22 protein-coding genes are annotated in these 23,095 nt (G+C 69.2%); 7 read left to right on the top strand and 15 right to left on the bottom strand.

The window, feature by feature from the left end; all coding sequences use genetic code 11:
• Positions 1-44: 44 nt before the first annotated feature.
• The 10 genes from D8896_RS01440 to D8896_RS01395 form a co-directional block, all read right to left on the bottom strand.
• Entirely contained in the window at positions 45-776 is a 732-nt protein-coding gene (locus tag D8896_RS01440; protein WP_121820291.1) for a bacteriorhodopsin, read from the bottom strand.
• A gap of 44 nt (positions 777-820) precedes the next feature.
• Complete coding sequence (locus D8896_RS01435) at positions 821-2,839, bottom strand: bacterio-opsin activator domain-containing protein (RefSeq protein WP_121820290.1); 2,019 nt, start codon at positions 2,837-2,839, stop codon at positions 821-823.
• A 94-nt stretch (positions 2,840-2,933) separates the two neighbouring features.
• Positions 2,934-4,358, bottom strand: a complete 1,425-nt coding sequence (locus D8896_RS01430) for an ATP synthase subunit B (protein WP_121820289.1) — start codon at positions 4,356-4,358, stop codon at positions 2,934-2,936.
• 3 nt (positions 4,359-4,361) lie between these two features.
• Positions 4,362-6,128 (bottom strand): ATP synthase subunit A, encoded by a 1,767-nt coding sequence (locus D8896_RS01425; protein ID WP_121820288.1) that lies wholly within the window; start codon positions 6,126-6,128, stop codon positions 4,362-4,364.
• 7 nt (positions 6,129-6,135) lie between these two features.
• A complete protein-coding gene (locus D8896_RS01420) occupies positions 6,136-6,459 on the bottom strand; it encodes a V-type ATP synthase subunit F (RefSeq protein WP_121820287.1) in 324 nt (107 codons plus the stop codon).
• Complete coding sequence (locus D8896_RS01415) at positions 6,456-7,502, bottom strand: V-type ATP synthase subunit C (RefSeq protein WP_121820286.1); 1,047 nt, start codon at positions 7,500-7,502, stop codon at positions 6,456-6,458. Before D8896_RS01415 ends, D8896_RS01420 begins: the two co-directional genes overlap by 4 nt.
• A complete protein-coding gene (locus tag D8896_RS01410; protein ID WP_121820285.1) occupies positions 7,499-8,083 on the bottom strand; it encodes a V-type ATP synthase subunit E in 585 nt (194 codons plus the stop codon). The genes D8896_RS01415 and D8896_RS01410 overlap by 4 nt, the downstream gene beginning before the upstream one ends.
• A gap of 20 nt (positions 8,084-8,103) precedes the next feature.
• On the bottom strand, positions 8,104-8,385 hold the full coding sequence (locus D8896_RS01405) for a hypothetical protein (protein ID WP_121820284.1): 282 nt from the start codon (positions 8,383-8,385) through the stop codon (positions 8,104-8,106).
• A gap of 252 nt (positions 8,386-8,637) precedes the next feature.
• Positions 8,638-10,854: a V-type ATP synthase subunit I gene (locus tag D8896_RS01400; protein WP_121820283.1), complete on the bottom strand. Its 2,217-nt coding sequence runs from the start codon at positions 10,852-10,854 to the stop codon at positions 8,638-8,640.
• A complete protein-coding gene (locus D8896_RS01395; protein ID WP_121820282.1) occupies positions 10,841-11,152 on the bottom strand; it encodes a V-type ATP synthase subunit H in 312 nt (103 codons plus the stop codon). The genes D8896_RS01400 and D8896_RS01395 overlap by 14 nt, the downstream gene beginning before the upstream one ends.
• Before the next feature lie 213 nt (positions 11,153-11,365).
• Here D8896_RS01395 and D8896_RS01390 point away from each other — a divergent pair, with 213 nt between their 5' ends.
• Positions 11,366-11,989, top strand: a complete 624-nt coding sequence (locus D8896_RS01390; protein ID WP_121820281.1) for a methyltransferase domain-containing protein — start codon at positions 11,366-11,368, stop codon at positions 11,987-11,989.
• A 33-nt stretch (positions 11,990-12,022) separates the two neighbouring features.
• On the opposite strand, the gene D8896_RS01385 is transcribed toward D8896_RS01390, so the two are convergent.
• Positions 12,023-12,529, bottom strand: a complete 507-nt coding sequence (locus D8896_RS01385) for a type IV pilin (protein WP_121820280.1) — start codon at positions 12,527-12,529, stop codon at positions 12,023-12,025.
• Positions 12,530-12,618: 89 nt separating this feature from the next.
• Positions 12,619-13,821, bottom strand: coding sequence for a DUF7094 domain-containing protein (locus D8896_RS01380; protein WP_121820279.1), 1,203 nt, complete (start codon positions 13,819-13,821; stop codon positions 12,619-12,621).
• 243 nt (positions 13,822-14,064) lie between these two features.
• On the opposite strand from D8896_RS01380, the gene D8896_RS01375 reads away from it, so the two are divergent.
• From D8896_RS01375 to D8896_RS01360, 4 genes are all read left to right on the top strand, one after another.
• Positions 14,065-15,237 carry a helix-turn-helix transcriptional regulator gene (locus D8896_RS01375; protein WP_121820278.1) on the top strand — a complete coding sequence of 391 codons (1,173 nt, stop codon included), beginning with the start codon at positions 14,065-14,067 and terminating at the stop codon, positions 15,235-15,237.
• Between the two features lie 61 nt (positions 15,238-15,298).
• Entirely contained in the window at positions 15,299-15,691 is a 393-nt protein-coding gene (locus D8896_RS01370; RefSeq protein ID WP_205596743.1) for a hypothetical protein, read from the top strand.
• A gap of 86 nt (positions 15,692-15,777) precedes the next feature.
• On the top strand, positions 15,778-16,569 hold the full coding sequence (locus D8896_RS01365) for an electron transfer flavoprotein subunit beta/FixA family protein (protein ID WP_121820678.1): 792 nt from the start codon (positions 15,778-15,780) through the stop codon (positions 16,567-16,569).
• Positions 16,566-17,522, top strand: coding sequence for an electron transfer flavoprotein subunit alpha/FixB family protein (locus D8896_RS01360; RefSeq protein WP_121820277.1), 957 nt, complete (start codon positions 16,566-16,568; stop codon positions 17,520-17,522). The genes D8896_RS01365 and D8896_RS01360 overlap by 4 nt, the downstream gene beginning before the upstream one ends.
• A 224-nt stretch (positions 17,523-17,746) precedes the next feature.
• Here the strand turns inward: D8896_RS01360 and D8896_RS01355 are convergent, their stop codons facing one another.
• Entirely contained in the window at positions 17,747-18,406 is a 660-nt protein-coding gene (locus tag D8896_RS01355; RefSeq protein ID WP_121820276.1) for a hypothetical protein, read from the bottom strand.
• 96 nt (positions 18,407-18,502) lie between these two features.
• Positions 18,503-19,729, bottom strand: a complete 1,227-nt coding sequence (locus tag D8896_RS01350; protein WP_121820275.1) for an FAD-dependent oxidoreductase — start codon at positions 19,727-19,729, stop codon at positions 18,503-18,505.
• 85 nt (positions 19,730-19,814) lie between these two features.
• On the opposite strand from D8896_RS01350, the gene D8896_RS01345 reads away from it, so the two are divergent.
• On the top strand, positions 19,815-20,657 hold the full coding sequence (locus tag D8896_RS01345; RefSeq protein WP_121820274.1) for a polyprenyl synthetase family protein: 843 nt from the start codon (positions 19,815-19,817) through the stop codon (positions 20,655-20,657).
• Between the two features lie 31 nt (positions 20,658-20,688).
• Here the strand turns inward: D8896_RS01345 and D8896_RS01340 are convergent, their stop codons facing one another.
• Entirely contained in the window at positions 20,689-21,789 is a 1,101-nt protein-coding gene (locus tag D8896_RS01340; protein WP_121820273.1) for a DUF373 family protein, read from the bottom strand.
• A 150-nt stretch (positions 21,790-21,939) separates the two neighbouring features.
• Here D8896_RS01340 and D8896_RS01335 point away from each other — a divergent pair, with 150 nt between their 5' ends.
• Complete coding sequence (locus tag D8896_RS01335; RefSeq protein WP_121820272.1) at positions 21,940-22,932, top strand: radical SAM protein; 993 nt, start codon at positions 21,940-21,942, stop codon at positions 22,930-22,932.
• Positions 22,933-23,095 lie beyond the last annotated feature (163 nt).

Here is a 23,095-nt window from a genome sequence, read left to right as displayed (position 1 = left end):
CTGCTACGGGCGGGCCGTCCGGGACGGCCGGGGAACGGCCGCGGTCAGTCGGCCGTCGGCGAGGCTGGCTGCACGTCGGTCGCGGCGTCGAGCACCGAGCGGCTCCGCAGCAGGACGAAGCCGAAGCCGACCTTCGCCGAGAGGTCAAGCACCATGAACGCCGCCGTCTCGGCGTACAGCGGGACGTACCCCAGCCCCTCGGTGCCGACGATCCACACGATCGGATACGCGATCCACAGCACGACCAGTATTCCCTGGAGCGTGCTGACGAGGCTGTTCACCTCGGCGGGGCGCTCGTCGGCCATCTCCGAGAGCCCCTGCACCAGGAAGTACAGCAGGAACAGCAGCGCGGCGGTGCTGATCCCCCACCAGGCGAGGCGGAACGCGACCGACTCGGTCACCAGCGCGCCGACCAGCCCGGTGACGATCATGAACACGTCCAGCCCGATCAGGGTGGCTATCGTGTTCCTGTCGACCCGTGCCAGCAACGCGAGGTCGAGCAACAGGAGCGGCGTGGTGAACAGCCAGTCGGCGTACCGGGCCCAGTAGATGTCGAGGGTGTCCCCTGCGACCTCGATCTCCGTGAGCCCGAAGCCCGTCGCCATTGAGAAGTACGACGCCGCCGCGATCGCGGTGATGAATATCGTGATGACGTAGAACTGTTCCTGCTCGGTGTCGCGTACTCCCCAGCCTCTCCCGATGAAGTACAGCATACCGAGCGTCATTCCTGCGGTGCCTATCCACAGCCATATCGATTCGGAGCCGGGTTGTGGCATACGATCGGTTTTTGGTGATAATCAACAATAGACGACGTACCAAACTAGTCAGGGACCGCGTCGGCGAACAGTTCGGCGACGATCTTGCGCTCCGCGGCACGGAGATGCTGGTGGAACGTGGAGCGTGAGATCCCCATTGACTCGGCGAGTTCGTCGCCGGAGACCTCGTGTGGCCACTCGAAGAAGCCGCCGAGATACGCCTTCTGGAGCGCCACGCGCTGGCGTTCGGTCAGCTGGTCTATCACGTTCGACCGGAACTCCCGGGGGGTGCGGGAGGGGCGGTCGCGCTCGTGGGTCGCCAGCAGCTCCGTCCCGTCGTACACCGCGGCGACCGACTCGACGACGGTGCGAACCGCGTCCCTGTCGGCCACGTCGAGCCGGAGCCGGGCGTGGCCGTCCGGGGTCACGGTGACACCGGTCGTCCGCGCGCCGCTGTCGGCGAGCAGTTCGACGAGCGTCGGGTCGGCGACGGTTATCTCGACGACCCCGCCGTCGTCGGCCGTCGAGAGCGGGGTCGCGGCCGCGACGGCCGGGTCGGTCGACGCGGCGGCGCAGACGCGCTCGGGGTCGGCCCCGTCGACGGCGAAGAAGGTGACCCAGCGGCCCTCGTCGTCGAGCAGTCCCCCCTCGTACTCCAGGCGTGCGTCCGCGTCGGTGGCCAGGGCGACGAAGGGGTTCGTCTCGTCCGAGAACCCGACGGTCAACTCGGTGACGGTGTGGCTGGTGAGCACCCGGCGGCTCTCGAACCGTGCGACCGCCGACGCGACCGCCCGGGCGAGCGATTCGAGCACGACCGTCTCGCGGTCGTCGAACGCCTCGGCGTCCGCCGCGTACACGTTGAGCACGCCGTACCGGGAGTCGCGGTACGCGAGCGGCACCGCCGCCAGCGCCTCAGCCGACGGCGGTGCGACGGCCGACGCCCCGGCATGGAGCGGGTCGCTGGCCCGCACCACGGCGCGGACGGCGTCGGTCGTCGCCGCCTCGGCGGTCGGACCCGAAGCCGCCTCGACGTCGACCGAGAGGTCGGCGAGCCGGTCGGCCGACTCGCCCGCGCTCGCGCGCGCCTCGACCCGATCCAGGGTCGGGACGAGGTCGCCGACCCAGGCCGCGACGTAGTTGTCGGTCGCCGCGATCCGGGCACACACCTCCCGCTCCATCTCGTCGCGGCTCTCCGCCCGCACGGTCGTCGCGGTCACGTCCCGCATGAGCCCCTGGACCCGGTCGACCAGGTGCTCCAGGTTGGCCTGCTCCCGCCGCGCGGCGACGGCGTTACGCTCGGCACGGCGCTCTGCCCGCTTTCGCTCCGTGATATCCGTCTGGAAGCCGACGTAGTTGGTGACCGCGCCGTCCTCGACGATCGGGGCGATGTCGACGCGGTTCCAGAACTCCGTTCCGTCCTTCCGGTAGTTGCGCAGTTCGACGGTTACCGGCTCGTCCCGCGCTATCGCCGCCGCCATCTCCGCGACGCGGTCCTCGTTCGTCCCCTCTCCCTGGAGGAGCCGGCAGTTCCGGCCCAGTACCTCGTCCTCCCGGTAGCCGGTCATCTCGACGTACGCCTGGTTGACGTAGATCAGCGGGTTGTCGGGCAGCGACGGGTCGGATATCGTGATCCCGACGGGGGCCTCGTCCATCGCCCGCTCCTTGAGCGCCTCGGGCACCGCACGGCCGGGATCGCCTGGGGCCCACCCGCCCCCCGACCGCAGTTCGCCTGCGACCCGTTCGGCGAGTCCGGCAGGCCCCTCGCTTCGCGGTACCAGCGCCGGCAGGTCGCCGGTCGCCGCCGCGTCCGGCGGGTCGACGCCCGCGTCGGCGAACAGGGTCACGGCCAGACCGGGCGCGATCGTTCGGACGCCGCGAACGAGGGCTCCCCCGTGGTCGTCCGACAGGTCGTAAGCGGTGACCACACAGTCGACACCCCTGCTGCGGAGGCCGCCCAGCGCCTCGGCCGCCGTCGCCGCCGTCCGTACGTCCAGCCCCTCCGCGGCGAGCGCCGACGCCACGCGCCGCCGCGCGGCCGCGTCGGAGTCGACGTACAGCACTCGCCGGCCCCCGCTGTCTGTCATGAACAATCACAGGGCCCGAAGACCCGTAAGCCTGTGCCCGCGGCAAACAGAAAAATCAGTCAGCCGGCGCGGTGCCGCGCGTCGCCCGGAACCGTCAGTCGGCCGTGACTTCCTCGGCGGCGGCGTCCTCGTCCTCGCGGTAGTGCTCCTCGATGAGCTCCTCGTCGACGCGGTTCAGCTCGGCCTTCGGGAGCATCGACAGCAGGTCCCAGCCGAGTTCGAGCGTCTCGTCGATGTCGCGGTTCGTGTCGAACCCCTGCTGGACCAGCTCCTCCTCGAAGCGGTCGGCGAAGTCGAGGAACTTGTTGTCGCGCTCGGAGAGCGCCTCGCGGCCGACGATGTTCACCAGGTCGCGCAGGTCCTCGCCCTCCGCGTACGCGGCGTACATCTGGTCGGACACGTCGCCGTGGTCGGCGCGGGTCAGCCCCTCGCCGATCCCGTCGTCCATCAGCCGGGAGAGGCTCGGCAGCACGTCGACCGGCGGCTCGATCCCCTGGCTGTTGAGGTCCCGGTCCATCATGATCTGGCCCTCGGTGATGTAGCCGGTCAGGTCGGGGATCGGGTGCGTGTCGTCGTCGCCGGGCATCGTCAGGATGGGGATCTGCGTCACCGACCCCTCGCGGCCCTCGATGCGGCCGGCGCGCTCGTACAGCTGGGCGAGGTCGGTGTACATGTACCCGGGGTAGCCCCGGCGCCCCGGGACCTCCTCGCGGGCGGCACCGATCTCGCGCAGCGCCTCACAGTAGTTGGTCATGTCGGTGAGGATGACCAGCACGTGGTACCCCTTGTCGAACGCGAGGTACTCGGCGGTGGTCAGGGCCATCCGCGGCGTGACCGTCCGCTCGACTGCGGGGTCGTCCGCGAGGTTCATGAACACGACAGAGCGCTCCAGCGCGCCGGTGCGCTCGAAGTCGTCCATGAACTCGTTGGCCTCCTCCTGGGTGATCCCCATCGCGCCGAAGATCACCGCGAACTCGGAGCCGTCGCCGTCCTCGTCGGTCTCGTCCTCCTCCGGCACCGTCGCCTGCCGTGCGATCTGCAGCGCCAGGTCGTTGTGCGGCAGGCCCGACGCCGAGAAGATGGGGAGCTTCTGCCCGCGGACCAGCGTGTTCATGCCGTCGATGGCCGACACGCCGGTCTGGATGAACTCCTCGGGGTACTCGCGGGCGTAGGGGTTGATCGCCGCGCCGACGATGTCGCGGCGCTCGTCGGGGACGATCTCCGGCCCGCCGTCGATCGGGTTGCCCGAGCCGTCGAGGACGCGCCCGAGCAGGTCCTCCGTGACCGGCATCTTCATCGTCTCGCCCAGGAAGCGGACCGACGAGTCGCGGTCGATCCCTTCGGTCCCCTCGAACACCTGAATGGAGACGATGCCGTCGCTCGATTCCAGTACCTGCCCGCGCTTGGTGTCGCCGTCCGGCGTCTCGATCTCGACGATCTCGTCGTAGCCGATCGGCTCGTCGACCTCGGCGAACACCAGCGGGCCGCTGATCTCCGTGATGGTTTTGTACTCTTTCATGGTTCAGTACAGCTCCCGAAGCTGCGATTCGATGTCGTCCTCGATCTCGGAGACGAACTCGTCGGCCTCGTCGTCCGGGGTCGTGCCGATGCGGTTGAGTCGCGGCAGCGCGTCGATGTCGACGATCTCGTCGACCGGGACGCCCGCGTCGAGCGCCTCGAACGCCTCGTCGTGGAACGTCTTGATCCCGGTGACGATGCGGTAGGTCTTCTCCGGCGGACAGTACGTGTCCACGTCGTGGAGCGCGTTCTGCTGGAGGAACGCCTCGCGCAGGTAACGGGCGACCTCCAGGGTGAGCTGCTGGTCGTCGGGCAGGGCGTCCTTCCCGACGAGCTGGACGATCTCCTGCAGTTCGTCCTCCTCGTCCAGCACGTCGACGGCCCACTGGCGCACGTCCGGCCAGTCGGCGGCGACGTTGTCCTCGAACCAGGGGTCGAGCTGGTTTTTGTACAGCGAGTACGACTCGTTCCAGTTGATCGCCGGGAAGTGCCGGCGCTCGGCCAGGTCGGCATCGAGCGCCCAGAACGTCTTGACGATGCGCAGCGTGTTCTGGGTAACCGGCTCCGAGAAGTCGCCGCCGGGCGGGCTGACCGCGCCGACCGCGGACACCGATCCCTCGGTGCCGTTGATGTTCTCGAAGTAGCCGGCGCGCTCGTAGAACTCGGAGAGACGGGCCGCGAGGTACGCGGGGTAGCCCTCCTCGCCGGGCATCTCCTCCAGCCGGGAGGAGATCTCGCGCATGGCCTCGGCCCACCGCGAGGTGGAGTCGGCCATCAGCGCCACGTCGTAGCCCATGTCGCGGTAGAACTCCGCGATGGTGATCCCGGTGTAGATGCAGGACTCGCGGGCCGCGACCGGCATGTTCGACGTGTTGGCGATGAGGCAGGTCCGGGCCATCAGCGGGTTCCCGGTCTGCGGGTCGGGCAGCTCCGGGAAGTCCTCGATGACCTCGGTCATCTCGTTGCCGCGCTCGCCACAGCCGATGTAGACGACGATGTCCGCGTCGGACCACTTGGCGAGCTGCTGCTGGGTGACGGTCTTCCCGGAGCCGAACGGACCCGGGATGGCCGCCGTCCCGCCCTTGGCGAGCGGGAACAGGCCGTCCTGCACTCGCTGGCCCGTCACCAGCGGCTCGGTCGGCGTCATCTTGTCGGACGCGGGCCGGGCCTCGCGAACCGGCCACTCCTGGCGCATCTGGACCTCCTCGCCGTTGGCCAGTTCGACGACCGTCTCCTCGACGGTGAAGTTGCCCGACTCGACGGCGACGACCTCGCCGCCCTCGTAGTCGGGGGGTACCATCACCTTGTGGTCGATGGTGACGGTCTCGGGGACGACGCCGACGATATCGCCGGGCTCGACCTCGTCGCCCTCCTCGACCTCCGGCTCGAACTCCCAGGTCTTCTCCAGGTCGATCCCGGGGGCGTCGACGCCGCGGTCGAGGAACGCGCCCATCTTCTCCTCCAGCACGTCGAGGGGGCGCTGGACGCCGTCGTAGATGGAGTCCAGCATCCCCGGGCCGAGGTCGACCGACAGCGGCTCGCCCGTGTTCTCGACGGGTTCGCCGGGGCCGACGCCCGAGGTCTCCTCGTACACCTGGATGGTCGTGCGGTTCCCTTCGATCTCGATGACCTCGCCCATCAGCCCTTCCGTGCCGACGTACACCACGTCGTTCATCCGGGCGTCGAGGTCCGTGGCGGTCACGACGGGACCGCTCACGCTGTCGATGACGCCGTCCTCGCGGACGTCGTCCGTCTCTGTTGCTTGACTCATAGTTGCGTTAGTCTTCCTCCATCAGGTCGATACCGATCGCACGCTTGATCTTGTCGCGGAGCCCCCCGCTCCCGGCACCGCCGCCGAGCGTGACGACGGTCGGTTCGACGCTCGTCTCGACCGACTCGCGCACCGTTCGGGACAGGTGGTCTAGGTCCTCGGCGTGCATAACGACGATCCCGATGTTCTCGTCGCCGAGGACGCGCTCGACCGCCTCGTCTAACTCCTCGGCCTTGCGGTCCTCGGGGACGTTCTCGAACTCGCGGACGCCGGCGAGCCGGAACCCGGTCGTGAACTCGGGGCTGCCGACGACGGCGATCTCCTGGCTCATACTATCACCAGCTCCTCCTCGATCTCGGCCTCGCTCAGCCCCGCCTCCCTGCCGCGGGCGACGGCGCGGATGTTGTCGACCTCGCGCTCCTTGGCGAGGACGTACGCCAGCACCGGGCAGATGGAGAGGGGGAACCTGCTCGACAGGACGCGGGAGTACTCCAGCAGCGCCGCGTCGAGGGCCTGCTCGAACCCCATGAGGCTGTCCGCGTCCTCGAGGCCGTCGAGCGCGGCGGACAGCTCGTCGCCGTAGTCGCTGTCGCGAACGTGGGTGACGAGCTGGTCGGTGTCGCCCACCAGCCGGGACAGCTCGTTCTCGTCGAACAGCTTGCCGCCGGCGATGTAGTACTCGGCGGGGTCCATCTCCGCGCCGCTCCGGGCGAGCCGGAGCGCGTTCCGGACGTTCCGGAAGTCGATCTCGGCCTGCAGGACCTCGACGTACAGCTGCGTCGCCTCGTCGGTGCCCGACACGTCGTCGAGCAGATGCTCGTAGAACGCGCGGTCGACGGCGTTCTCAAGCGGGACCAGCACGCCGGTCTCCTCGTACTCCTCGAACGCCGCGGCGAGCGGCTCGCCGAAGATGGTGCCGTCGAGCAGTTCGACGGCGTCCTCGATCGCACCGGCGTTGACCAGCCGGTCGAGCAGGTCGTCGTCGAACTCGCCGGCCCCGATGAGGTCGGTGCGGATCGCTTCCGGCTCCGCGCCGGAGTAGATGCCGCGCAGCACCGTCTTGACGTTCCAGGCGTCGAACTTCCGGAGGTAGCTGGCGATCCGGTCGTACACGGTCCCGCCGGACCAGCGAAGCAGGTCGTCGAAATGCTTCGCCATGTTCCGGTTCAGCGCGTACTCGATGAGGTCGACGCCCTCGTGGCGCGACCCCAGCGCGTTGATCTCGGTTTCGTACTCCGTCTCCTCCATGAAGCGGGCGATCTCGCCCGGCCCCATGCGGACCAGCTTCCGGTAGTCCTCGTCGGCGAACAGCTTGGCCCGGCGAGCCCGGACGCGAGCGTTCACGTACTCCGGGTTCGAACCGGTCGCGCTCATTGCTCCTCGAACAGACGGGCGCTGATCTCTTTCAGGTTGTCCTCCCACACGTCCTCCAGCACGGAGTCGAACGTGTTGTCGACCCGGACGCGGCTGGCGTCGCTCTCGACGACGACGCCGCCGAGGCAGTCGACCTCGCCGGCGTGCTCGTAGCCGTCGTAGTCGTCCAGGATGTCCGTGACGAGTTCCTCGTCGTCGGGGCGGGCGTAGACGAGCACGTCCGACCCCTCGTCGAACTCGACGGCCGCGGCGTCCAGCAGGGCGCGGGTGAGCTCCTCGCGCTCGTCGCCGTCGAGGGCGGCGAGTTCGTCCTCGACCGACTCGCGGACCTCCTGCAGCACGTCCCGGCGGGCTTCGAGGCGCTCCTGCTTGGCCTCGAGCTTCGCGCTGGAGAGGCGCTGCTCGCGCTCCTGCTCGATCTCGGCCTCGACCTCGCGCTCGGCCTCCGCGACCGTCTCCTCGGCGTCGGCCTCGGCCTCGGCGACGATCTCCTCGGCGCGCTCTTCACCCTCCGCGCGAATCTCCTCCGCACGCGCGCGGGCTTCGTCTCGGATGTCCTCAACGACTGTGTCCAAACTCATTGTGAGAAAGTGGGGGCGGTTTAGACGAAGAGCGCGACCAGCGCGAAGATCACCAGCGTCTCCGGCAGGACCGTCATGACGATCCCGATACCGGTGGAGATGGAGTCCTCCGCGAGTGCGCCGACGGCGGCGGCACCGATACCGCGCTCCGCGTAGCCGGCACCGATGGCGGCCAGGCCGATACCGAGGGCGGCCGCGCCGTCGGATGTGATGGCGGGCTGGGCGTCACCCTGGAGCTGCAGGGCGGTTTCGTTCAGATTGTCCAGTGCGAGCGGTCCGATGTCGGCGAGAGCTTCGAACATGTTTATGCGTACCTCGTAGTTGTAACCGAACAGACTCCACTTCGCCCGCCAGTGTTCATAAAACTTCCCAAACGAAACCGCCGCTATCGCCCGTCTGGACCGCTCTATCGGGGATTCAACGGGCATTATAGTTTCGGTTTCTGCCGGCGGCGACCGGGGCCTCGAACTGCCGAAACGGGGCGGCCTGTGCGGTGCTGACGGGCGTAGTCGACAGGAGACGAAGAAAACGCTCCGAACGGACCGCCGGCGAACTCAGTCCTCGGCCGTGTGTTCGCGGTCGTAGCCGAACGGTTCGAAGACGCGGCCGCCGCCCTCGTAGAACTTGTCGAAGAACTCGACGTACTCGAGGCGGATCCCCTGCAGGCCGGCGCTCGTGAGGCCGAGCGCCAGGACGATCAGATGGCCGACGACGAACACGAGAACGCCGGCGACGACGCCGACGACACCCATGTGCATCAGGCCGCCGAACATCACTTCGGAGACCTCGTGGCCGTGGTAGGTCCCCTGTTCGAGCATGTACTGCGGCGAGTGGTTCATGCCGAAGTGCCACTCCGCGCCCGTGTCCGTCTCGACGACGTACACGCCGAAGAACAGGAGGTTGACGACGAACGCCATCCCCGCCTTCGCCAGGATCACCGCGGCGATCCGGAGGTACGAGAGCGCGTCGCCGAACACGCTGAAGCTCTCCAGCGCGCCGACGAGGATGCCGAGGCCACCGTAGTGCTGGACCTCACCGTACACCATCGTGACGAAGCCGACGGCGGCCAGCGGCAGCCCGACGTTGACGCCGACGCTCGCCGGGAGCCCGCTGAAGCCGAGGGCGTAGGCCGCTTCCTGCCCCTCGTTCAGCGCCGTGAACAGGAAGTCGGGCTTGATCCCCGAGGCGTGACGGCTGAAGATCCAGACCCAGAGCCCGATCATCAGCGTCGCCCACGACCCCTTCTCAAGGTAGGCGTCGACGACGCCGTGGTCGAGTTCGTTGACGAACCCGAACACGTAGCCAAGCGTCAGATGGAGCAGGCCGAGCAGGACGCTCAGCATCAGCCACGTGCTGGCGTACGCGCCGTAGGCCGGCTGCAGCCCCTTGTGCATCGGCGGTCCGGCGTCGCCGAACACCACGTCGCCGAGGAAGTGGAGTCCGAACATCTCGCCGTACAACACGCCAAACAGCGCGGTGAAGCCGCCGATCCACATCCCGATCGCGCCGAGGCTGCGGAACACGTCGTCGTCGAGGCGGCTGTACAGCAGGAAGCCGATGCCCAGGTACAGCAGCCCGTACCCGAGGTCGCCGATCATGTACCCGAAGAAGGCCGGGAACGTGAGGAAGATGATCACCGTCGGGTCGAGTTCGGTGTACTTCGGCCGGTTGATCATCTTCAGCAGGAACTCGAACGGCTCGACGGGCCCGTCGTTGCTCTGGACGACCGGCGGGTCGTCGCCGACGGTCACCGCCCCGCCGTCCGTGGCCGTCTCGGCAGCGCCGCCCGCGGCCGCCTGGTCTCCGACCGACTCGGTACTGGTCGGGTGCCCCTCGCGGTACTCGGCGCGTTCGAGTTCGTCGACCTCGACGCGGTCGCCGACGGCCGATTCGAGCGCCGCGACGAGTTCGTCGTACTCGCCGGTCGGGATCCATCCCTCGGCCACGAAGCTGTTCTCGGTCGTGGCGAACTGGAGCGGCGCTTCGGACTTCTGGACCTCGATGGTGAGCTTCTCCTCGGCGGCCAGCAGGAAGCCGGCCGCGTCGAGGCGAAGCTCCTCCAGCTCCCCTTCGACGGTCGACCGCTCGGATTCGAGGCGCTGTTTCTCGTGGCGAAGCTCCTCGACGTACTCTCCGGGACTGCCCTCGGCGTCCGGGATCTCGACGGTCGCAAAGTCGACGCCGACGAGGGCGTCTTCGAGGACGTCGTCGTCCGCGCCGTCGGCCGGGTAGGCGAAGACGGCGACGACGCGGTCCCCGGTGAACGTATCGAACGTCTCGATCCCGTCAGCGTCGGCCACCGCGGCGGCGACGGCTTCCTCGTCGCCCTCGCCGACGGCGACCTGAAGGTTGTCGTACCCCGACAGCAGGTCGAGGTCGATCCCGAGGTCGGCGAACGGTTCGACGGCGTCTATCTCCTCCTCGACGGCGCGAAGCTCGTCGTCGAGCTCGTCGAGCCGGTCGTCGAGCTCGTTGGCCTCGACGCGGATCTCCTCCAGTTCCGTGTCGAGCGCCTCGTCGGAGACGATCCGGCTCGGGCCGGCGTCGTCCGCGTCGACGTCGAGGATGCTCTCCAGCGAGCGGACGGTGACGAGCTTCTCGGAGGCGTCGTCGGCCCCCTCGGCCGGGTCGCCGTTCGTGAACCCCTCCCACGAGCCGTCGTAGTCGCTCAGGTGGAGCAGGTTCAGGTCGTGGACCGTCTCGATCACGTCGTCCATGACGGCCTTGGAGCCGGTCACGGACACCTTGCTCATCCGCTCAGGTCTGAGCATGCACCGCCTCCGTGAACGTGTCGACGACGTACTCGATCACCTCGTCTTTCCGGAACTCGGCGCGTTCGACGAGCTCCTCGCGGGCCTCGACGCCCTCCTCGAGGATCTCCTCGCGCTCCGCCTCGATCTCCTCGCGGGCCTCCTCGAGACGACGCTCGCGGAGTTCGCGGGCCTCCTCCTCGGCCTCCTCGCGGGCGTCGGCGATGCGCTCCTCGCGCTCCTCCTCGGCCAGCTCGACGATCTCGTCGGCCTCCTGTTCGACGTCCTGTATTCGTTCCAGAACCTCTGGCCTCGGCATACTGTTATCGGGCGTGACTTGCGGAAGCGTCTATAAGGTAGTTGCGAAAGGAACCGGCGACGGGTCGCTTCCGGTCGAACCGGGCGGCACGGCTGGCCGGGCGGAGCGCGGCGGTCCGGTCGACTCCGGGGATGCCGGCGGACGAGGACGACGTGTACCGGGCGCTCGACCGGAACAGCAGGGTTATTTGCCGGGCGACCGAACAGGTTGCCGATGGGAATCCTCGAGAACAAGGCCCGCGCGAGGCTGTTCTACAAGTACCTCTCGAAGGTGTACGACCAGGTGAACCCGTTCGTCTGGAACGAGGAGATGCGCAGCGAGGCGCTCGGCCTGCTCGACATCGAGCCGGACGACCGGGTGCTGGACGTGGGCTGTGGCACCGGGTTCGGCACCGAAGGCCTGCTCGACCACGTCGACGAGGTCCACGGGCTGGACCAGAGCGTCCACCAGATGGAGAAGGCGTGGGCGAAGTTCGGCAAGACCGACGGCCCGGTCCGGTTCTACCGCGGCGACGCCGAGCGTCTGCCGTTCAAGACCGACAGCTTCGACGTGATCTGGTCCTCGGGCTCCATCGAGTACTGGCCCCATCCCGTGCGGGCGCTCCGGGAGTTCCGGCGCGTCCTGAAGCCGGGCGGGCAGGTGCTCGTCGTCGGGCCGAACTACCCCGAGACGGGGATCATGCAGAAGGTCGCCGACAGCATCATGCTGTTTTACGACGCCGAGGAGGCCGACCGGATGTTCTCCGAGGCCGGGTTCGAGGGGATCGAACACCGGCTGATGGGGCCGAGCTACGACCCCGACGTGGCGATCACGACGGTCGCCCGCGCCCCCGAGTAAGGGGAGCCCCGACGGTGGCAGGCCGGCCGCCGTTCACGCGGTGGTCGTCAGCGTCGCCACCGTCGACCCCCGAACCGAGAGCCTGACCGTCACGTCGTCGCCGGGGTCGACCGTCGGGTCGTTCGTGGTCGCCACCCTGAACGACGCCGTCTCGCCGGGCCGCCACGTCGTGCCCCCGGCGGGGTTGAACGGCCCGGTCGGGCCGCTGTGGAACCCCAGCCCGGAGAAGAACGGGACCGGCGGCTGGCGGTCGAGCGGTTCGTCGTCGACCGTGACGTGGACGTCCAGATCCGTCACGTCGACGGCGTCGCCGGCGCGGTGGGTGACCGCTATCCGGTCGTCGTCCGCGTCCGCCGAGAGCGTGAACGCGGCCGTCGGCGGTGGGTCGGACGGTCGGTCGGCTGCGAACGCGACCGCGCCGCCGAGGACGACGGTACAGACGACCAGCAACACGACGCCGACGACGGGGGCGACCCCGCGGGACTGGCCCGCGACCCGTCGGCAGCGCGGCCGGGAGTGATCGGTCGGGGGACGTGACACGGCCGGGTGTGGCCGCGGCTCCCGACAAAAACCCCAGGCCGTGCGTCCGAGACGGGCTCCGACGCATCGGGACGCAGCTGCGGACAGCGTCAGGCTCCGACGGTCGAATTCACCGTCGTCCCGCCCGCAGTGGCCGAGGCGAGGTAGTACGAGCGCGGCGGGAGCGTCCACAGGAGGCCGTCGTCGCCCGTCGTGCCGACCCGCTCGCCGTTGATCCGAACCACTGCATCGACCGGCTCGCCGGCGGCATCGGTCACGTTGAACCGGGCCGGGCCGTCATCCGGCGTCCGCTCGATCCGCATCGTGAGGTTCCCATCGGTGTCGTTGAGTACGGAGCTCCGGGGGAGCCGGTCGACGTTGAGCGCCTGGAACTCACGGAACACCCCCCGGGTGGTGCCGTCGAGGTAGATCGTGAGGCTTCCGTGGGTGTGTGGGATCGCAAGGCGGTACTGGCCCTCGTACGTCCCCGAGAGTGCGAGGTTCCCCTGCTGGTTCGCGGTGGCCCAGGGGTACAGGTCGGTCCTGGCGTAGTCGAGCACCGCCGCGAGGTCGCCGTCGAACGTGTCGGTCGTGTTGTCGTCCCGGTTGTCGAACCGGATCGCCTCACGGTGGTACTGGCCGTCCGCCAGCGTTCCGACGACGACGCCCGACTCGGATGCCGCGACCCGCGTGATGTCGTCGACGTCGCCGGTGCCGGCGAACGCCTCGCCGACGCGCTGTCTGGCGGGCGACCGGAGCATCGTGAGCTGCGTTCTGATCTCGCCGCGCCGGTCGACGGCGTCGTAGCCGTCGATGGTGGCGGCCAGCTGGCCGTGTGCGTACAGCGACTGGTCGAGGGCTTCCGCGCGGGTGTGGACCGACGCGAGCGTCCGGAGCAGTTCGGTCGCCGAACTCGTACCGTTGACGTACGAGCGGACGGCCGTCCGTTCGGTCCGCTGGAGGCGGTCGGCCCGGGTCTCGATGTCGTCAAGCATCGCCTGGGCGGCCGCCACACGGGCCGTCGTGGAGCCAGCGGCCTGGACCGACACGTTCGCCGCGCGGGTTCGGAAGCGCGCGGCGAACGTGTCGTCGGCGTCACCGACGACCTGGGCCATGTCGGCCGACGGCTTGACGGTCGTGGACGTCACGTCGCCCGGGAGGGAGAGGCGTTCGGTGGAGTTCGATTCCGCTCGGTCGTCGACGGCGGCCGGCGCTCCGGTCGGCGGGGAGCCGTCCGCCGGAGCCGCGAGGGCGAGGGCAGGGGCCGGCACGGCGAGGATCAGGACCATGACCAGGGCCGTGATACGCTTCATCGGGGGGTGCTACATGCTACTGATACAAAAACCGGTCGGCACTCGGAGAGGAACCATTCGGCCCCGGCACCTCGTCGCTGAAACGGGTGCTTATCGCGGACAGGGAGCGGCAACTGCCCCCTGCAACGACGGATTCCGCCGGGGACGGGAGCCTTCGAGCGGTCCGGAGACCGTTCAAAGCCGGCGCTGACGTTTTATCGGGGATAGAAAGCATTTTCTCCCCGGGGGAACCAGTGGCCACGTATGCGGTTACGTGCCGCCGTTTCGTTTGCCCTCCTCGTCTCCCTGGTCCTCGCCCCGGTCGGTGCGGCAGCAGCGATGCCGCTAGGAACCGACCCCGGCCGACCGCCGGCCGCCGCCCAGCAGACGGCCGATCCGCCGGACCCGGAGACCGTGTTCCGGGTCCGGATCACCGAGTCCGGCCACGCGAACTGGACGGTCGAGTTCCGACAACACCTCGAGACAGAGAACGACACCGAGGCGTTCCGCGACTATCGGGACGAGATCGTCGCCGGCGAGGAGCGCCCGCCGGTGACCGAATCGACGTTCCAGCAGTTCGCCGACGAGGCGTCGGCGGCGACCGGTCGCAACATGACGATCCGGAACGGCCGATACACCGGCCGGGTCGCGAACGACACCGGGATCATCGCGTTTCATTTCACCTGGACGAACTTCGCCAGCGTGAACGGCGACGACCGGATCGCCGTCGGCGACGCGTTCAACGGGACCTCCGGGACGTGGTTCCCCCAGCTCGACGACGGGCAGCGGCTCGTCATCGAGCCACCCGACGGCCACATCCCGTCCACCGCCCCCCGCGGCCACGAGAACGGGACGTTCGAGTGGAACGGTCCGTACGAGTTCAACCGGAACGAGATCACGATCGTCTACACCCCGAGCGGCTCGGACGGCAACGGGACCAACGGCGGTGGCGGCGAAACGACCGGTCCCGGCGGCGACGCCGACGAACCGATCCCGATGGCGCTGCTCGGCGTCGGGGTCGTCGCGCTGGTCGTCGCCGTCGGCACCGGCGGCTACCTCCTCGCCCGCCGACAGAACGGGGGGAGTGGCGGCGTGGTCGCAGACACCGCCCCCGCCACCGAGACCGGCGCGGTGACCGAACCGGACGCCGGAGCCGACGCGGATGGGGACGCGGCCGACGCTGACGAGGACGAGCCGGCGGACGACGACACGATCGACGAGACGCTGCTGTCCGACGAGGAGCGTGTAACTCGGCTGCTGGAGGAGAACGGCGGCCGGATGAAGCAGGCGAAGATCGTCTCCGAGACGGGGTGGTCGAACGCGAAGGTGTCCCAGTTGCTCTCCTCGATGGACGACGACGACCGGATCGACAAGCTCCGGATCGGCCGGGAGAACCTGATCACGCTCCCGGACGAGGACATCGGCGACATCGACTGACGGCCGCCCGCGAACTATCGAACATGCGAGAGACCTTTGTCCGGGGAGTCCTGTGTCCCGTATGAGCCGAGTCCGGGCCGCGGTTGCCCGCGCCGTCGACTACGTACACACGAGCGGTTCCCGGCGCGCCGCGGCCGCGTTCGGCGTCTCGTTGGCTTTTCTGCTGGGCGTCGAGTTGACGGCGGGCGACCATCTGGGAGTCCTCCCGATCCCCCTGGCCGGCGGGTTGGCCGCGTACCTCTACACGCGGGGGAGCGGCCGGGAGATGCTGGCGGCCAGCGCCTACGGGCCGGGCCTGCTGGCGGTCGGTCTCTTCATGCTACAGGTGTATCAGGTCGTGGCCGGCGGGAGCACGGAGTCGCTGGTGGCCGCCGCAACGAGATTGAGTGGCTGGCTTCTGGTGGGGGCGCTTCTGACGGCAGCCGGGGTCTGGCTCCGACGGACGGACCTCTGACTCGGACCCACGCCCACGGAAACGGCTCGTCCGGCACGCAGGGTTTCGAAAACGTTTATCTCCGCGACGATGGAACAACAACGATGATGAAAGTTCTCGTAACGGTCAAGGAGGTCGCCGAAGTCGAGGACGACTTCGAGATCGAGGGGACCGAGATCGGGTCGCAGTATCTCACCTACGACTTGAACGAGTGGGACGACTACGCCGTCGAGGAGGGCGTCCAGATCGCCGAGGACGGCGACGACGTGGAGGTCGTCGCGGTCACGATCGGCCCGGAGCGCAGCGAGGAGACGATCCGCATGGCGCTGGCGAAGGGTGCGGACCGGGCGGTGCGCGTCTGGGACGAGTCCCTGGAAGGGACCGACCTGCTCGACGTGGACGCGAAGGTTCGCCTGCTGGAGGCGGTCGTCGAGGAAGAGGACCCGGATCTCGTGCTGTCCGGCGTGCAGGCCGGCGACGACGCGTTCGGCGCGACCGGCGTGGCGCTGGCCGACGAGATCGGCTTCGAGTGGGCCGCCGTCGTGAACCAGCTGGACCTCGACGCCGACGCGGGCGTCGCCCACGTCCACCGCGAACTGGAAGGGGGCGTCGACGAGGTGACCGACGTGGAACTGCCCGCCGTCCTGACGATCCAGACGGGTATCAACGAGCCGCGCTACGCCAGCCTGCGGGGCATCCGGCAGGCCCAGAGCAAGGAGATCGCGCCGAAGGACCTCGACGACCTGGGCCTCTCGGCGGCCGACGTGGAGAGCGACCTGCGGCTGACCGAGATGTACGAGCCGGAAACCGAGAGCGACGCGACGTACTTCGACGGCGGTCCCGAGGAGGAGGCCGGACAGCTCGCTGACCTGCTCCGCGACAAGGGGGTGGCAGAATGACGGACGTGCTCGCCGTCGCCGAGCACCGCCGCGGCGACCTGCGCGACGTGAGCTACGAGGTCATCACCGTCGGGCGCGAACTCGCCGACGAGACCGGCGGCGACCTCCACCTGGCCGTCATCGGCGGCGACGTGGACGCCTTCGCCGAGGACCTGAACCGCGAGGGCGTCGACGCGATCCACACCGTCGACCACGGCGAGGAGTTCAACCACGGCGTGTACACCCAGGCGGTCGCACAGCTGTACGACACGACCGACGCCGGCTACGTCGTGACGCCCAACAGCGTCAACGGGCTCGACTACGCGCCCGCGGTGGCGAACCGGCTCGACCTCCCGGTGGTCACGGACGTGATCGGTCTGGACGCCTCGGGCGACGGCCTCGTCGCGACCCGCGAGATGTACGGTTCGAAGGTCGAGACGACCGTCGAACTCGACGCCGACCGCGCCGTCGTCACGATCCGCGGCGCGGAGTGGCCGCCCGCCGAGGGCACCGGCGACGCCGACGTGACGGCGTTCGACGCCGACATCGACGAGTCCGCGGTCCGCTCGACGGTCACCGGCTTCGAGGAGGCCGGCGGCGGCGACGTGGACATCAGCGAGGCCGACGTGCTCGTCAGCGTCGGCCGCGGCATCGAGGAGGAGGAGAACATCGAACTCGTGCAGGATCTGGCCGACGCGCTGGACGCGACGCTGTCGTCCTCGCGGCCGATCGTCGACAACGGCTGGCTCCCGAAGAACCGGCAGGTCGGCCAGTCCGGGAAGGTCGTCACCCCCGACGTGTACATCGCCATCGGCATCTCCGGCGCGGTCCAGCACGTCGCCGGGATGAAAGGCAGCGACACCATCGTCGCGATCAACACCGACCCGAACGCCCCCATCTTCGACCTGGCCGACTACGGCATCGTCGACGACCTGTTCGACGTGGTGCCGGCGCTGATCGAGGAGTTCGAGTAGAGTCCGGCGGTTTTTCGCCCACGTTTTGCGACGAGTGGTCGCCGCGGGCGACCCGAGTCGGAAAAGGTGGTCGCACGTGGTGCCGGCGCTGATCGAGGAGTTCGAGTAGGGGTTCGCTGTTTTTCGCGGGCGTTTCGCAACGAGTGGTCACCGCGGGCGACTGACGCGGGACGACGCCCGGAGTACGCCACGGTTTCTGTCCGATGACCGATTGCAAGCCGGGGTTACGGCCGTCCACGAAGCCACTTTCCCGCCGCTTGGCCGGGCTTACCGTCGGCGACGACGGCGCTTTCACGCGAAACGGCGCGAACGACCGGCGCGGTTAATCCCGGACCTCGTCGTTGCCCGGGACTGCAATGGCGCGATACCACAGCCGAAGCGAGCGAGGAACGGACCGAGCGGAAACCAGCCAGCGAGGGTCCCGTAAGGGGCAATCGGGCCGGCAGAACCAGGGGAAGCACGGACAGCAATACCAGCAGGAACACCGGGGACAGCAACAGGGGAACCGGGGGCAGCAGCGAACCGAGCGCGGGCAGGCACAGCAGCACCAGCAGGGACAGACACAGCAGCACCGGTCGCGAGGCGGCCAGCAGCGCGGCCGGGGCGGCGAGCGCCAGCAGCACAGCCACCAGCGCGCCCAGCAGTCCGGGGAGGCCGGGCAACAGCGAGGCCAGCAGCGAAGTCAGCAGCAGGGGAAGCGGTACGGACAGGGACGGCACAGCCAGCAAGGTGGCCAGCGTGGAAACCCCGGCCGCCGACACGGTGGATCGTCGCGCCGGCAGCAACGACAGCAGCACGGACGGCAGGGGGACACCCCGGCCAACGAGCAGCGCCGCAGGGCAGGACGTGGCGGCGGCAACCGAGCCGGCGGCCAGCAGCGCCACGGCAACACGGGGGCCACGAGCGAACGCGGGCGCGAGGAACGCGGACTTCCGAGCTACTGACGACGAGACCGAACGAGCGCGTAGCGCAGATATTCGTCAGTGCGGATCGACGTCAACGTCCGACGGCGCGGCCGCGTCGAACTCGCCGACGGCCGCCGCGAGACCCTCGGGGTCGTCGCGGAACGGGAGCGGTTCGTCGGCGGTCCGGCAGTCGGCGTCGACGCCGAGGCGCTCGCAGACGCGGTCCGCGACGGCTTCGGCCATCTGTCTGTGTGTGGTCAGCTTCCCGCCGACGACGGTGGTGAAGCCGGCGACGCCGTCGCGGTCGGCGTGGTCGAGGACGAAAAAGCCCCGCGAGATGCCACGGCCGCCCGGGCGTTCGTCCTCGTCCGGGCCGTACAGCGGGCGGACGCCCCACCAGACCCGTTCGACCGTCGCGTCGGCAACCGGCGGCAGGAGGCGGGCGCACTCCTCGATGCAGCGTTCGACCTCCCAGTCCTCCTGCGGGTAGTCGTCGGGGTCGTCGACGTCGACGCTGGTCGTGCCGAGCACGGCCTGGTCGGCGTGGGGGACGACGATGTCGCCGTCCGCGGGCGGCCGACAGCGGTTCAGGACGACCGGCAGGCCCCCGTAGTCGACCGCGACCATCACGCCGCGACTGGGCCGCATCTCCACGTCGACCCCGGCCAGTTCGGCCAGTTCGCCGGCCCACGCGCCGGTCGCGTTGACGACGTGGTCCGCGCGGATCGTCTCGACGGCGGCCTCGGCTTCGACGGCCGCGCCGGCGACTCGCCCGCCCTCGACGAGCAGGTCGCGGACCGGCGTGTGCGGCCGGATCGTCGCCCCGTGGTCACGGGCGTCGGCCGCCGTCGCCGCGACGAGCGCTGAGGGGTGGATCACCCGGTCGGGGACCGCCGCCACGCGGTCGACGGTCGCCGCGAGGTCGGGGACGGTCTCGCGGGCCGCCTCGCCGTCGAGCACGTCGACCGGGATGTCGAGGTCGCGGCAGGCGGCTACCTTCTCGTCGAAGTAGTCCGGATCGTCGTCGGCAAGCGCGACGAAGTAGCCGCCGTCGCCGCCGAGGCAGTGGGGCGCTATCTCGCGGAGGACCCGACTCTCCGCGATGCACTCGCGGGCACCTTCGGGGTCGTTCTCGGCGTAGCGCGCGCCGCTGTGGAGCAGGCCGTGCGATCGCCCGGTCGTGCCGCCGTTCAGGCCGTCGCGGTCGACCAGCGTGGCGTCGACGCCGCGGATCGCGAGGTCGCGTGCGATCCCCACACCGGTCGCGCCGCCGCCGACGACGAGCACGTCTGTCGAAGACATACACGCGCTAGGGACGCCAGCGGCATAGGTGTGGGCACGACCAGTTCCGTCACGTACTTGCGGGGGCGGTCCTAAGCCGGCAGTAATGGAGTTCCTCGAACGCCGACAGTCGCTCGTCGAGGACCGCCTCACGGCGGTCGTCGACGGCGTCGAACCGGCGGAGCTCGAAGACGAGGTCCGCCACGTCGCGCTCTCCGGGGGGAAGCGCGTGCGGCCGATGGTGACCTTGCTCGCCTGCGAGGCCGCGGGCGGCGACGCCGAGGACGCCGTCGACTTCGGCGTCGGCGTCGAACTCGTCCACAACGCCTCGCTCGTTATCGACGACATCATCGACCGGTCGGACGTCCGCAGAGGCGTCGACAGCTCGTGGACGAAGTACGGCTATGGTCCCGCCATCGTGTCGAGCGACGGCCTGCTGGGGGAGGCGTTCGCGCTGTTCTCGACCAGCCCCGCGGCGATGCAGGTCGTCGCCGAGTCGATGGTCGAACTCGGCGAGGGCGAGGCGACCGAACTCGTCGCCCAGCCGACGAACGAGGAGGAGTACATGGAACTGGCCCGCCGGAAGACGGGCGCGCTGTTCCGGGCTGCCGCCGAACTCGGTGCCATCGCCGCCGACGCCGACCCGTTCGCGGTCGAGGCGTTCGGCGAGTACGCCGAGCGCGTCGGCGTCGCCTTCCAGATCCGGGACGACGTGCTCGACGCGACCGCCGACGCCGAGGACCTCGGGAAGCCGACGGGGATCGACGCGGAGATGGACCGCCCCTCCGTGGTGCAGGTGACCGACCTGACGCCGGAGGAGGCAAACGACCGCGCCCGCGAGGAGGCCGACCGGGCGCTGTCGGCGCTAGATCGTGTCGACACCGCGGACACGCAGGCCCGCGAGTACCTGCAGGACCTCGCGCGGTTCGTCGTCGTGCGGGAGCGGTAGGGCGCGGTCGGCAGGACCGACCAGCGCGCCGTCAGGCCGGGTCCCGGTCCCGCTCGGCGTTTCTCGGGAACCGCGACTCCGCGACCGCGAAGGCGAGCGTGCTCACCAGTCCCAGCAGCGTCCCACCGGTCAGCGCCGCGGCGAGGTACGAGAGGTTCACCAGGTCGAGGAAGTAGGCGCTGACCGCGTCCAGCACGACGGCGATGGAGAGGACGTAGAACGGGGCGTTCAGGTAGCGCCACTCAAGGCGGTCCGCGAGGTACTCGTCGGTGATCTGGCCGAGGCTCGTGGTGATCCCGGCGGCGGCGAACCACTGGACAGCGCCGTAGACGAGTGCCGCAAGCACCTCCAGCGCGCCGAGCGTGCCGGCGGCGTCCATCCGGACGGTTTCCAGCCTGCCCACGCCGCTGACGCCACCGATCACCAGCAGAACGGCCGCGACGAGGTAGGTGATTATCGTCACCCGGCCGGCGTAGAGGCTGTTTCGCGCCCGGCCGACGAGCGCGTCCATCGTCTGCATCAGGCCGAGTCCCCGCGAGAGGAGGTAGAAACCGAGCAGCGCCGAGACGACGCCGAACACCACGCCGCCGGGCAGTTCGAACATGCTAGCGATCACGGCGAGGGGATAGATGAGCAGGAGAATGCCCATCGGGATGAGGATCGTCCCGCGTGTCTCCGGGTCGTCAAGCACCTGCTTCATCGTGTAGTACACCGATTCGAGGTCCTGTGCCTGCCGGACGACGACCCGGCGGACGCCGTCGACGGTGACCCGCGAGCGGATCACCGGGACGACGCTCTCGTCCTGCGCGCCGTCCGTGACGATCAGCGCGGTGACGCCCTCGCCGGTCGAGAGGCCGGCCAGCACCTCGTCGACCTCCTCGCCGACCTCGCGGTTGGCGCTCACGTCGCCGCCGTCGTTGCCGGTGACGGCCGCGACGGTGACCTCCTCGTCGGTCACCTCGTTCGCGACGTGGATGCCCTGGAACAGTACGTTCACGTCGCTGTCCTCGGGGTCCTCGGTCGCCAGCGCGACGGCGGCGTCCTCGACGGCGTCGCGGCCGACGACCGGCGTCTCCACGTCGGTCTTGCGGCCGAGGTCGTCGTCGAGGTCGACACAGAGCACCAGCAGCATCGGGCGGTAGTTCGCGGACGATGTTTATCTGCCTTTGGGGGTGACGGTCGCCGGCCCGCACCGTGGTCCACCGGCGACGCCGCGACCGCACGGCCGCCGTCGCTGTTCCGGTCCGCTTTTGACGCTCGGGGCGGTAGGACGGTGCAACGAATGATATCGAAGGGCTGTGAGCAGTGCGCGAAAGGCGGCAAGATGGTCATGTTCGTCTACGGCTACTGTGACCAGCGCGACTGCTTCTACTGCCCCCTCGGCGAGAACCGCAAGAACGTCACCGACGTGTACGCCAACGAGCGGAAGGTCGAGTCCGACGAGGACGTGATCGCCGAGGCAAAACGGATGGACGCGCTGGGCACGTCCATCACCGGCGGCGAACCCCAGGAAGCGCTGGACCGCACCTGTCACTACCTCTCCCTGCTGAAAGAGGAGTTCGGCGAGGACCACCACACGCACCTCTACACCGGGATCACCGGCGGCCGCGAGAACATGCGCCGCCTCTCGGAGGCTGGACTGGACGAGATCCGGTTCCACCCGCCGCTTGACCTGTGGGGCGACATGCACGGCACCGAGTGGGAGGAGATCCTCTACGTCGCCCGCGAGGAGGGGCTGACGCCCGCGTTCGAGATCCCCGGTATCCGCGCCGAGCAGGAGTTCCTCGACTTCCTCGACGAGGGCGCGGCCGACTTCTGCAACATCAACGAGTTCGAGATGTCCGACGGCAACTACCGCCGGATGCAGGAGAAGGGGTACGAACTGCAGGACGGCCACATGAGCGCCGTCGACGGCTCGAAGGAGATCCTCGACGCGATGGGCGACCACGAGCAGGTGTACTTCTGCACCAGCGTGTTCAAGGACGCCGCCCAGCACAGAAACCGCATGAAGCGGATGGCCCGAAACATCCGCCGGGAGTTCGACGAGGTGACCGACGACGGCACGATCGTCTACGGCAAGACCTGGGAGACCGAGGAGCGCCTGGCGGAGCTCGGCGTCCCCGAGGAGTTCTACAGCGTCAAATCGGACCACGTCGAACTCGCCTGGTGGCTCCTGGAGGAGATGGTCGAGGAAGGCGACCTTGAGGAAGGCGAAATCGTCGAGCAGTACCCGAGCGTCGACGGGACGGTGGTCGAGCGGACGCCGCTGGCGTAGAGAGCCGGGAGCGACCGCAGGGAGCGAGCGGGTGTTTTGGTCGAGCTTTTGCGAGGAGCGGTGGCCGAGCCCCCGAGGCCACCCGACGACGGAAAAGGTCGTACTGGGACGGTGGTCGAACGGACGCCGCTGGCTTGATTTTCTGACACCTAAGCCCGCCGTT

The organism is Halostella salina (genome assembly GCF_003675855.1).
Lineage (GTDB): Archaea > Halobacteriota > Halobacteria > Halobacteriales > Natronoarchaeaceae > Halostella > Halostella salina.
The sequence above is the reverse complement of the archived record's forward strand: the minus strand, read 5'-3'. Positions and strand labels throughout refer to the sequence as shown.

What these genes read in the sequence shown, in the direction of transcription:
- D8896_RS01430 (WP_121820289.1), bottom strand. Translation starts at nt 4,358, where the DNA reads ATGAAAGAGTACAAAACCATCACGGAGATCAGCGGCCCGCTGGTGTTC.
- D8896_RS01375 (WP_121820278.1), top strand. Translation starts at nt 14,065, where the DNA reads ATGCGGTTACGTGCCGCCGTTTCGTTTGCCCTCCTCGTCTCCCTGGTC.
- D8896_RS01380 (WP_121820279.1), bottom strand. Translation starts at nt 13,821, where the DNA reads ATGAAGCGTATCACGGCCCTGGTCATGGTCCTGATCCTCGCCGTGCCG.
- D8896_RS01345 (WP_121820274.1), top strand. Translation starts at nt 19,815, where the DNA reads ATGGAGTTCCTCGAACGCCGACAGTCGCTCGTCGAGGACCGCCTCACG.
- D8896_RS01335 (WP_121820272.1), top strand. Translation starts at nt 21,940, where the DNA reads ATGATATCGAAGGGCTGTGAGCAGTGCGCGAAAGGCGGCAAGATGGTC.
- D8896_RS01440 (WP_121820291.1), bottom strand. Translation starts at nt 776, where the DNA reads ATGCCACAACCCGGCTCCGAATCGATATGGCTGTGGATAGGCACCGCA.
- D8896_RS01365 (WP_121820678.1), top strand. Translation starts at nt 15,778, where the DNA reads ATGAAAGTTCTCGTAACGGTCAAGGAGGTCGCCGAAGTCGAGGACGAC.
- D8896_RS01370 (WP_205596743.1), top strand. Translation starts at nt 15,299, where the DNA reads ATGAGCCGAGTCCGGGCCGCGGTTGCCCGCGCCGTCGACTACGTACAC.
- D8896_RS01405 (WP_121820284.1), bottom strand. Translation starts at nt 8,385, where the DNA reads ATGTTCGAAGCTCTCGCCGACATCGGACCGCTCGCACTGGACAATCTG.
- D8896_RS01350 (WP_121820275.1), bottom strand. Translation starts at nt 19,729, where the DNA reads ATGTCTTCGACAGACGTGCTCGTCGTCGGCGGCGGCGCGACCGGTGTG.
- D8896_RS01400 (WP_121820283.1), bottom strand. Translation starts at nt 10,854, where the DNA reads ATGCTCAGACCTGAGCGGATGAGCAAGGTGTCCGTGACCGGCTCCAAG.
- D8896_RS01425 (WP_121820288.1), bottom strand. Translation starts at nt 6,128, where the DNA reads ATGAGTCAAGCAACAGAGACGGACGACGTCCGCGAGGACGGCGTCATC.
- D8896_RS01435 (WP_121820290.1), bottom strand. Translation starts at nt 2,839, where the DNA reads ATGACAGACAGCGGGGGCCGGCGAGTGCTGTACGTCGACTCCGACGCG.
- D8896_RS01395 (WP_121820282.1), bottom strand. Translation starts at nt 11,152, where the DNA reads ATGCCGAGGCCAGAGGTTCTGGAACGAATACAGGACGTCGAACAGGAG.
- D8896_RS01390 (WP_121820281.1), top strand. Translation starts at nt 11,366, where the DNA reads ATGGGAATCCTCGAGAACAAGGCCCGCGCGAGGCTGTTCTACAAGTAC.
- D8896_RS01415 (WP_121820286.1), bottom strand. Translation starts at nt 7,502, where the DNA reads ATGAGCGCGACCGGTTCGAACCCGGAGTACGTGAACGCTCGCGTCCGG.
- D8896_RS01410 (WP_121820285.1), bottom strand. Translation starts at nt 8,083, where the DNA reads ATGAGTTTGGACACAGTCGTTGAGGACATCCGAGACGAAGCCCGCGCG.
- D8896_RS01420 (WP_121820287.1), bottom strand. Translation starts at nt 6,459, where the DNA reads ATGAGCCAGGAGATCGCCGTCGTCGGCAGCCCCGAGTTCACGACCGGG.
- D8896_RS01340 (WP_121820273.1), bottom strand. Translation starts at nt 21,789, where the DNA reads ATGCTGCTGGTGCTCTGTGTCGACCTCGACGACGACCTCGGCCGCAAG.
- D8896_RS01360 (WP_121820277.1), top strand. Translation starts at nt 16,566, where the DNA reads ATGACGGACGTGCTCGCCGTCGCCGAGCACCGCCGCGGCGACCTGCGC.